The organism is Roseibium marinum (genome assembly GCF_002906165.1).
Taxonomy (GTDB): Bacteria; Pseudomonadota; Alphaproteobacteria; order Rhizobiales; family Stappiaceae; genus Roseibium; species Roseibium marinum.
In genome coordinates this window covers 296,997-306,269 of the sequence record NZ_PPCN01000007.1, presented here as the reverse complement: position 1 = coordinate 306,269, position 9,273 = coordinate 296,997, and the positions used below count along the sequence as shown (strand labels likewise).

General features: G+C 52.7%; 7 protein-coding genes. All 7 read right to left on the bottom strand.

Annotated features, from left to right (window positions below):
- Positions 1-228: 228 nt before the first annotated feature.
- Entirely contained in the window at positions 229-1,986 is a 1,758-nt protein-coding gene (locus tag CLV41_RS27580) for a hypothetical protein (protein WP_146048582.1), read from the bottom strand.
- A gap of 803 nt (positions 1,987-2,789) precedes the next feature.
- On the bottom strand, positions 2,790-4,946 hold the full coding sequence (locus CLV41_RS17065) for an AAA family ATPase (RefSeq protein WP_146048581.1): 2,157 nt from the start codon (positions 4,944-4,946) through the stop codon (positions 2,790-2,792).
- Between the two features lie 232 nt (positions 4,947-5,178).
- Positions 5,179-5,736, bottom strand: a complete 558-nt coding sequence (locus CLV41_RS17060; protein WP_103223620.1) for a 3'-5' exonuclease — start codon at positions 5,734-5,736, stop codon at positions 5,179-5,181.
- Positions 5,733-6,899: a hypothetical protein gene (locus CLV41_RS17055; protein ID WP_103223619.1), complete on the bottom strand. Its 1,167-nt coding sequence runs from the start codon at positions 6,897-6,899 to the stop codon at positions 5,733-5,735. The genes CLV41_RS17060 and CLV41_RS17055 overlap by 4 nt, the downstream gene beginning before the upstream one ends.
- A complete protein-coding gene (locus CLV41_RS17050; RefSeq protein WP_103223618.1) occupies positions 6,899-7,795 on the bottom strand; it encodes an AAA family ATPase in 897 nt (298 codons plus the stop codon). Before CLV41_RS17050 ends, CLV41_RS17055 begins: the two co-directional genes overlap by 1 nt.
- On the bottom strand, positions 7,792-8,286 hold the full coding sequence (locus CLV41_RS17045) for an HORMA-1 domain-containing protein (protein ID WP_235867159.1): 495 nt from the start codon (positions 8,284-8,286) through the stop codon (positions 7,792-7,794). The genes CLV41_RS17050 and CLV41_RS17045 overlap by 4 nt, the downstream gene beginning before the upstream one ends.
- Before the next feature lies 1 nt (position 8,287).
- Positions 8,288-9,232: a CBASS oligonucleotide cyclase gene (locus tag CLV41_RS17040; RefSeq protein ID WP_103223617.1), complete on the bottom strand. Its 945-nt coding sequence runs from the start codon at positions 9,230-9,232 to the stop codon at positions 8,288-8,290.
- Positions 9,233-9,273 lie beyond the last annotated feature (41 nt).

The window sequence follows — 9,273 nt, the reverse complement described above, 5'->3', positions numbered from 1 at the left end:
CGCCAGTTCCGACACCGTGCGCTCACCCTTCAAGGCCTCCAGCGCAACGCGAGCCTTGAAGCCCGCATCATGGTTCCTGCGTTTCGACATAGTCCGATCTCCTCGTTCATGGAGACCAGCAGACGTCAAATCGTAGCTTCCGTCACTGTCCGATTTTCGGGGAGGTGCTCAGTTGGCGGGTACGATGCTACAATCGCGGTTAAGAACAACATCCCGAATGAGCAATTGCTACTCGCAAAATAGCTTCACCAGCTTTTCGTGTTTTGAATCTAGGCGGATTTCTAAAGGACTTCCTGAAACCATGGTCCAGCAGAATGCTTCACGTCCTCTTCGCCCATCTACTGTTCTTTCCACCTCGGAAGTTCCTGCCAATTCAATTAGTAGTGCCTGAGCATCTTGTTGGCACTCTAGTGGCGTTGCCCGATTTTTAGAGTCCTTCCAAATGCCCACGCTCCACGATTTTTCCTCGTCTGGTTTGTCAGCGTTCCAACGTTCTAACAACGCTCGCGACGTGAGAGTTAGAACTGATGAACCCGGGTCTTCGGCCAACCCGGTAGAATAACGGCTTGCCCATCTCCATTCCAGTTGTGGACCATCCATAAGGAGCACAAACACCAAATTTGCTCCTACTGACCTCAATGGTTCGTGTGCAGGGTCGCTTCTTGCAAGGTCTTCACATATCATTGCCGTGAAAACTGAAGAATTTCGTAGTGAGTTTACATGAATCCTGCGCTGATGAAGAGGAATTTTCTCCCACCACTTCGCGTTACTTGCAAGAGAAGCAGGGAAGCTCGACACCAAATTATATGTTTGTATTTGAGATGTATCTAGCGACCACCTGTGGTGTTTGGGACGGCTCACGGTTGCCATTGCCCTTTTTCCAGTTTCTAGCTCGTAAAAGTGACTCGCCAACGCAAAATTTCCGGATTCCTCGTTGCAGTTTTGACTTGTTCCCGCAACCAGGAAATCGAAATTGGGATAGTGATCTCGCAGATGTTCTGCCAGTTTCTCATATGAAGCGTAACTTAATGAAAGTTCAGGAAGTACTATTCCGTTTATCGAACCTTTTAAGCTTCTCGCCTTTTCTATCAAGGCATCAATGAAATTGAGAAACTCTTTCTCATGGTAAGACAGCCACATTTGGTCGATTTCAAACCATCCCCAACCGTTGTCTGCTTCATCGCATATAAGTTTTGCTTTGATCCATGAGTTCTCAATTTTGTAGGGGTATGGGACCAACAATAAGTTCAAGTTTGCCGAATGCTCTTTGGCTTGCACGGCAGGTGGTGTTAACCAATGCACTTTCATATGGCCTCTAGGCGGCAACAATGAAAGGTAGTGAGATATATTCCGAAGGCTACATCCCACTTCTGGAGTACGTGACTTCGGTTGTACACAAACTATATCGGTATTCACCAAATGCGATGTAATTGAGCAAATGGCATCATTGTTGTGTCTAATATGGCGGCTTCGAGGATTTAGAGGAGCTCCAGTTTCCAACAGTGCGTTGGCGCTTTTGGCTACCCAACTTTGGTTTTGGTGATCTTCCTTCGGAATGAAGTAGCCTGCACCTTTGCTTGCCTCGTCGGCGATAGCCAGTAGCTCAAACGCAATATCCCACCACTTTTGCTTTTTCCCATTAGTCGTTTGGTAAACTGGTTCGTTGCAGTTTTCCAAGGAACTCCAGAGTTTTTGAATGCGCGATTGGGTTTTAGGTGTTGACCACGTCATTCCAGCTTTGAGGATAGCATCGCGTTTCTTGGCTGAGATGAGAATACTCTTCTCAGGAAATTCTTCTTTTTTTCCAGATTCTGCCGAAATTATGTGTTGGTATACACCGGCTCGCTGGAGTAGGACACCCGTGATCGCAAACAGATCTGGTGGGTATGCTGGAGCTTCGCTCCAACTCTCCCTTTTAGTTTCAAAGGAGGTTCCTTCTGGAAATATCTGTTTTATAATATCTTTTACTGTTAGAGCGAAAGCCATCTTAACCTGAGGGTTGTTTTAAATCTGCAACGGTTCCGATTCGATCGGTCGGTGGAACCTTTACCCATTTACAACCTTTACCATGTATTGCAAATGTTGGGCACAAAGTGCGAATGTTTCCAGCTTGCGACCGGCGCGGTTTGATATTACATCCCATCGCGCTATCATGATTGACATCGACATGTTGAGGTACTTGACCCATGCCATTGTATATGGACAACGCGTACAGAGACGCTAAGGAAAAGATTTTTGAAGAAAATAGGGAATCCGTAAAAAAACAGGTTCTTGAAGCATTTGGCGAAGCCAAAGGGCGTGCGATTTTTGATGGATTGTTTTCGAGGAATGATGACAAGGACACTGTCGCGAGTCCGCATCGACGCAAAAGGGCAGGCTGATAGTTCTAGGAAGTGAGTTCTCGTCTGTCTATCAGTCAGACGCGAAGGGGTCTTTGGATGCGTACATTTTTTTAAGATTCGCCAATTTCAGCTAATGTTCGCTACTCTTTTGGGAACGCTTCGGATCACCTATTTCAGGTTCTGTTCTGGAAACAAAGCTAGGGTTCAGCTGAACGTTGAATTCTACTGATGACCCCACTGAGAGTGATGTGACCCGCTGAGTTCCCCCGAATTGGGTTAGAGTTATCCGCGACGCTTTTCCCGGCTAGGAAGTAGCGAAATTGATGAAGGCGCTGTCCGTCGGTCTTCCTGTCATGGAGAGGTTCGGTTCAGCGTAACGCCGCGCTGGTAAGCTCAAAGGTCCAAATCTCGTGAGATGAACTCCGAGCCTTGGTCAACCCGGATCATTCATGCCTCGTTGTGTACCTTTTGGAAGAAGCGCGTCGGTGTCTTAAGGTGCAGTTTTAGTCTCGATTCATCAGGTAGGTCCGAGATGCCGAGCCTTGCTTGCGAAAGCGGGACGGCGCACATCTTGAGCACCTGTTCGATTGAACGTGCGCCGAAGGTAAAGTCCCCACCGGAAAGGAATGCGCGGATGACACTCTCGTCTATGTCAGCGTGACCATCCCCGTCGGTCGCGACCTGCGGGAGTGTCTTCTCAATCAGGTTTCTGAGGAGTACCGCGCGGCGCAGAACATGGCCTTCCTCGTCCCCTTGACCTACGGGATTCGGGCCAAGCACATCAAGAGTGGTTGAGAGGCGGGAAACGAAATCGGGGATCTTGAGATCCTTGGCCTTTTGATACTGGTCGTCGTTTGGCTTATTAACGGTACCGTCGGTTTTGTATCGTGCGGCCTTTTGAAAGTGCTCCGCAGTCCAAGCAGTTCCGCCCGCGAATACGAGGATCGCACGGCCTACCGGGTGGGTTCGGGTCCCGTCGCGAAACTCGCCGTCCTGCATCGGCGCGAGGAACCGCGCAACGATGCTACGGCCGCGCGAGTCGAACTCGTCGAAGAAACAAAGCGGCACCTTGCCCCGAAGGCGTATGTCACGGAGTTCGTGGAAATAGCCTGGGAGTGCCTCCTCCGCTGCCTCGGACATGTTGAATTCGCGGAATGGGATATTCCGTTTTTCGACAATCTGTTTGATACCGAATGATTTTCCGGCGCCCGGTGGGCCAAAGACACCAATTGAGATGGGCTTTGTAACGCTTTCGTCCGCGAGGTACCGATCGATAAGGCGTTGGATCGTCCGGTAGCCTTCCATCTCAGTTCGATCGATTGTCACGAATTTGCCGATCCGTGCGGATGGAAGGGTCTTCACCTTATCCTCTCCCATTTTAACGATACTCGAGCAGAGTTCGTATAAATCGCCCGACTCCAAGCGAAGGATCAGGCGAAAGTCCGGATCGTTCGCGATGGCTGAGGGAGTGAGCTCAATGTTGCGGAGCGCTTCAAACTCGCTGTATCGGCGCTCGGCATCAGTTTTTGGCTTATCGGCCGTCCTCATTTTGGTAGAGGCGGCAGCTTCTCTGTGGATGCCGATCCCAGGCCATAGGAGGGGGTGCGTGGTGTCGTTAAGCGGAACCCTGATCGCACCAGCTGCATAGACTCGCGCCGCGGCGAGCGCGGTTTTCAGCGACTCTATGCCGAGTACCCAGTCCTCCTCAGAAAGTGCCGCCGCAAGTGCGCATGCGAAGGCGTTCATCTGGCCGTAAAGGCTGCCCGGTCGCTCTTCCGCGAGGTCCCCTTCGGCCGACGTGGGATCGAAGACGAAGGTGATCTTTATCCCCTCCTCATTGCTGGTGAGCAGCGCTACCGCTTCGACGTCGAACTGGATTAAGAGCTTTCCGTACTCCTCACAAAGGTTGGCAAGCAGGTTGTCCGATGTCTTGAGCGCTTCCGCTAGGTCTTCGAGGACTGCATCCCAAGAAAGATGCCCCCTGAGCCGGACACCTTCGAGCCGTAAGTCCATGGCCGAGACAATCAGAAGTCTCTCGAGGTCACTTAGGTCCATCAAGGCTTTGCGGATACGGGATCCTGCCCTGAGTGGTGGATGCATCTTGTGAATAATGAAGCGGGCCACTCCCTTGGCCTCAATGATCTTGGTGACAACCTCTTTGCTGTCGCGTACTCCGCCATTGGCGTCATTCAAGAATATCGCGCGGATCGGAGCATCTGTATCATCCTCCATCTCGCGTACGGGCGTTATGAAGGTTGTCGCGTCGCGGAAGTAGCCGTCGAAGCTCACGACCCGAGCTTCAGCAGGTTTGTCCGGTTTCGGTTTCGGGTCAAATACCTCGGTGCCTCTGTCGATTTTGATCGGCGCGAGCGTAACCAGAGAGTGTAGTCGGGTCGTCTTCGGCGACGCGTCTTCGAGTGTACGCCTAATCCCAAAGCCAAGCGCCTTCAGAGTTCTTTCCGTCAACTCGACACCACCGCCCTCAGTCCAAATTGCGAAGCCACGATCAGAGCCCTTGGCTCCTCCGCGGGCCGGCAATTTCAGAAGGCAGATATCCGTAACGGAATCTCCAGCCAACATTATTCCTTCGTTGCGAACTTTCATCAGCTCCCCCTGACTGAAATAACCTCGTAATCAACTTCGATGTGACAACATGTTTTGGATCAGAAATGCCTTCAACCTATGGAAGTATCTTCTCCCAAGGCGCGCGCCCTGCCAAGAGGGATCAGTCCATTCATATTACCACCATCCAAACTTTGGAAAGTGAGGGCGCAAGAATTCAAAAATGATTGGGCCAGGAGCAATCAGAGATAGAGAAATTTGACTTCTGAAACGGCTACTCGTCGTTTCGATGTTGATTGGCCAGTATCAGACGAAAAATTTCGGCCTGATAGAGCGCGTCTTGAAGAGCATCGTGGGTGCCTTCAAGGATCGGCTTAACGCTTTCAGCGATTTTACTCGATCGGGTGTCCTTCCACTTGCAACCCGTCGCACCCATGTAAAATGCCTTGATGTCGATCGCTGTGAACCCGAATGGATTGCTTCCCATGAATCGATGGAAATAATAATTCACGAATGACCAGTCGAACGGCGCGTTGAAGCCGACGAAGACCGGGTTTTGTTTCGAATTCGTCAATTCCCCGATCCAATTCGCGAATGATTGCATCGCATCAACTGGTTGAACTCCCGTGCGCTCAAGGTCGCTCAGGGATAAGCAACTCACCTCCAGCGCCTTTGGATCGAAATTTCCATTGATAGGCTTCAGCTTGCACGCGAATGTATCTTGGGGGTGAAAGACAGAGCAAGCTCCGATCGACAACAAACTGTACTCGCCAGGAACTGGACCTGCCGCTTCTACATCTACCGAGATTAAAATCTCGTCACTATCATTCATGAGATCAAAGGCTCCACAGGGATGAGAGGCGGGCGATTGCGGATCGCTTGCCAATGTTCGCGGAACGCGCGGCGCCTGTCCTCCACAGTGCCGGTCGTTTTCCAGTGCAGACCTAAGAGCGTCGTTATGTCGAACGGCAAGCTTGCGCCTTCGCGGACCATCACCATCGTTGGGAGACCGCGGCCAAGCGCATATCCAAGTTCGAGGAAGCAATTGGGGCGAGTTCCGGTGATGTCAGCGAGCACTACGCTGCTGCGATGGAGCTTAGCAAAGATCTCCTGATCAATCCTGGAGTGTTCAAATGCTTGACGGCCGTCGATGACAACAAGGCGATAGCCCAATTCACCCTCGACGACGGGCTGGACGACCGTATCGAAGAACGCCTGGACATCGTCAAATTCCGGCAGGTCGGTATTCAAAAGTCGCACTGCAAAGGCTCTTGGCCTTTCCAGTGACTCCAGCAATTCGACCAGAACATATACGCGTTCTGAAATCGACTGACGTCTCGGGAATCGGATACGGTTGATCCAGTCGTGCGCGTCTCCGTCGTTGGCGATCTGGAACAGCTTTCGGGACTGAGCGCTTGCCAGTCCTAGGTTATAGATGCGGCGTGCCCCCGTTGTTTCAGGGCAAAGAGTGAGATTCAGCGGCACGACCGGCTTTCCGGCGTCGTGATAGAGGTTTGCCAAGTAAAGCACACCCTCTTTGCCACCCAGTGCAACCAGAACATCACCGAAGCGCGCCTGCGCCTCCATGCGCTTGCCATTCATATTCCAGTGAGCGGCACTTTCGATTTTGATCAGCTGGGAACCACGGAGTGCGTCCCAAAGGTTTGCGTACGCCTCCGGGATCTGATCTTCTGTCTTTTGGTGCTGAACCGCAACTGCAAGGGGCCCCGGCGCGTCCGGCGGCCTGAGCGTTAAATTGTCTTTAATCGTGCTCCAAACTAGCCAATCAAAGCAGATTGGCAGGCCGTCGACCTTGCGAAGCGGTTCTGCATCGACGGGAATGACAAAGTTGGCTCCACGCTTAAGGAGTTCCTTCACCAAGGTTTCGACCAGTTCACGGGCAGCCCGTACGTCGTCTGCCGAGGCGATCGAAATATCATCGACCACGCTACCGGATATATGGATTCGACGTCCGAACAGAGGTGAGCGTGGCATTATCGGTCCTCCATCACAGGTGATGCATGGAGAGAGGCCGCGACGGCCTTCAGGTGTTCGAATTTGAGCGGCTGGTCAGGATAGGCTTTCGCAAGTGCTGCAGGATAAAGCCGCGTGCGAATATCCGAATAAGTCCATGAGGGGTGGCTTGCGCGCGCACTCGTTGCAGCTACAAGTTCAGCGATCTGTGCCGGCAGAAGACTCATGCCTTCTAGATCCATTTCAAAGAGCTGGCGACGCTCATCATCTGTGGGACGTTTGAACTCTTCGGTGATTGCCGCTCGCCGGCGAAGTGCTGCGTCGAGTGCCGAAAGCCTGTTCGTACAGAGAATGACCACGATACGTCCGCCATACTGGCGCAGATCGTCGACCCCTTGGATCAATGTATTGACTGCTACCTTGTCCTCATGATGGCTGTGATCCTGCGAACGCGAAGCGCCGAGACTATCGCCTTCATCGATGATTAGGATGGCGCGACGGGTCTTGCCGGCCGACTGAATCACCTTCCGAAAAGCCTCGGCAATCAGCGTTCCCATTTCACCAACCATGCCGCTACCGCGCACTCGGTTAGAGAGCTTAAACAGGATCGAATCCTCGCTTCTGGCTTCGGCAACGAGCCTGTTGGCAATGCACTCTGCCGTCGCCGTCTTGCCGGTTCCGACATCGCCGTGGAAGATGACGAGCGGATATTGTTCGGCAACGAGATTGCAGATTGCCAGGTTGCCGCCGTGATACCTGCGGTTCCAGTCGCCCAGACCGCCGACATTCAAGAGAAGGCGGAGCTGATCATGAACGCGGGCATAACGTCCACTAAATCCGAGCAAAGTCTTTTCGCGCTTGACGAGCGCATCACTGGGAAGTGGCGTTTCGCTATCGAAGATGCTCGGTTGGCTCACGCTGCCCAGTCCTTTCTCTGCATGCCGTAGGCATGGCTGACATAGTTGCGGCCGCCTGCTGACGTCAGGCCGCTGTGGCTCGTGTCATCATGGGAAGTTACCCACCCGACCTTGAGCTTGCCTTTCATTGTTTCGCGCACCGCGCTCGTATAAGCGTCGGTGTAGCCGAGGATGATCCGCAGATGTGCGCCTGAGATTTTCGGCCATAGAACGCCGCCGGGACGGCTTGTGGTCAGCGCCCCTGCGTCGGTATCCACCTCGAACCTGACAGCCTTCACCTCGGTGCCATTGCTGAACAGCGTGACATCGACCCACTCGAGATAGCCGGCTTTCGCGAGCACTTCGACGTCGTGCGCATAATCGGCCGCCTTGGCTGCGGTCCATGCACCCGTGCTGTCGGCGATCATGACAAGATCAGCCTTCAAGCGACGAACGACGTTTTCGATATCGACCACCGTGTAGGTGGCTGTGGCGGTCCTGGTCTGGCTCATCTCAATCCTCCGTCTTGAAGCGAGGGCCAAAGATTTCCTTCCAGACCTCGTTGTCATTTTCTGCGGATCCAAAATTTGCTGCTTCCCAAGCTTCTTCTGCTGCGGCGACGATCTCCTCGCGCTCCGCCTCGGAAATCCGGCTCGTTGCGTTGTTGAGACTGTAGACAGGGTCGAGGATAACCACCGGATCGGAGAAACTCCCATAGGGCGGATTGTTTTCGGGAAAGCTGATCCGTTCCTTGAGCCTCGACTGAGCGATGTAGAGAAGGAAATTCCGGAAACGCTGCTCGACGCTACCAGAATTGCCTTGTACTTCGAGAACGTGCGCCATGATGAGTTCAATGGCGAAGGACTTGAGCGGTTTGACCTCGGCCTGGTTGCGCCATTTTTTCGCGAGGCGCACGAGCGTACGAAAGTCGCCGTCCTGGTTTTTACGGTCCCGCACGAACTTGATCTGACAAGGCGCGCAGGTCTGGATTTTCGAGCCATCGTGTATATCGAACTGCCAGCCATATCCCGGTTGGCTTTCATCCTCGATCACAGGGACGATATCGACGCTCAAGCCCGTGCCGACGAACGTGACCGTCGCCGCCTTGCGCTGGATCTCGAAGTCCTCAACCGACTTGTTGGGATAGATCTTGATCAGCAACTCGTGGATTGTGTCGTTTAGGGAATCCAGTGTTTCCTGGCTCGCATCCTTGCCTGAGATGTAGAAAACCACATCAACATCGACAGGGTCGACGCTTGTCTTGCGCAGGATTGTAAATTTCGCGAAGGACCCCGCCTTCACCACTTTGGTAATCTTGATTTCTGTCCTATCACGGACGCTCTTGCGCAATTCGTCGATCAAACGGTCGACTTGCTCGTGATACTCTTTCCGTTTGTCGGCCGGCAAGCGTAGTACGTTGCTGTCATAATAACGTAGCTCGGTATTTGTGAGCGGCATTCATTACTCCTTTTATGTCAGCGTCTCCCCATTTTTTTGTT

Bases quoted from the DNA above. Each gene is read 5' to 3' on its own strand.
- CLV41_RS27580 (WP_146048582.1), bottom strand. From the start codon at position 1,986: ATGGCTTTCGCTCTAACAGTAAAAGATATTATAAAACAGATATTTCCA.
- CLV41_RS17055 (WP_103223619.1), bottom strand. From the start codon at position 6,899: ATGCCACGCTCACCTCTGTTCGGACGTCGAATCCATATATCCGGTAGC.
- CLV41_RS17045 (WP_235867159.1), bottom strand. From the start codon at position 8,286: ATGAGCCAGACCAGGACCGCCACAGCCACCTACACGGTGGTCGATATC.
- CLV41_RS17060 (WP_103223620.1), bottom strand. From the start codon at position 5,736: ATGAATGATAGTGACGAGATTTTAATCTCGGTAGATGTAGAAGCGGCA.
- CLV41_RS17040 (WP_103223617.1), bottom strand. From the start codon at position 9,232: ATGCCGCTCACAAATACCGAGCTACGTTATTATGACAGCAACGTACTA.
- CLV41_RS17065 (WP_146048581.1), bottom strand. From the start codon at position 4,946: ATGAAAGTTCGCAACGAAGGAATAATGTTGGCTGGAGATTCCGTTACG.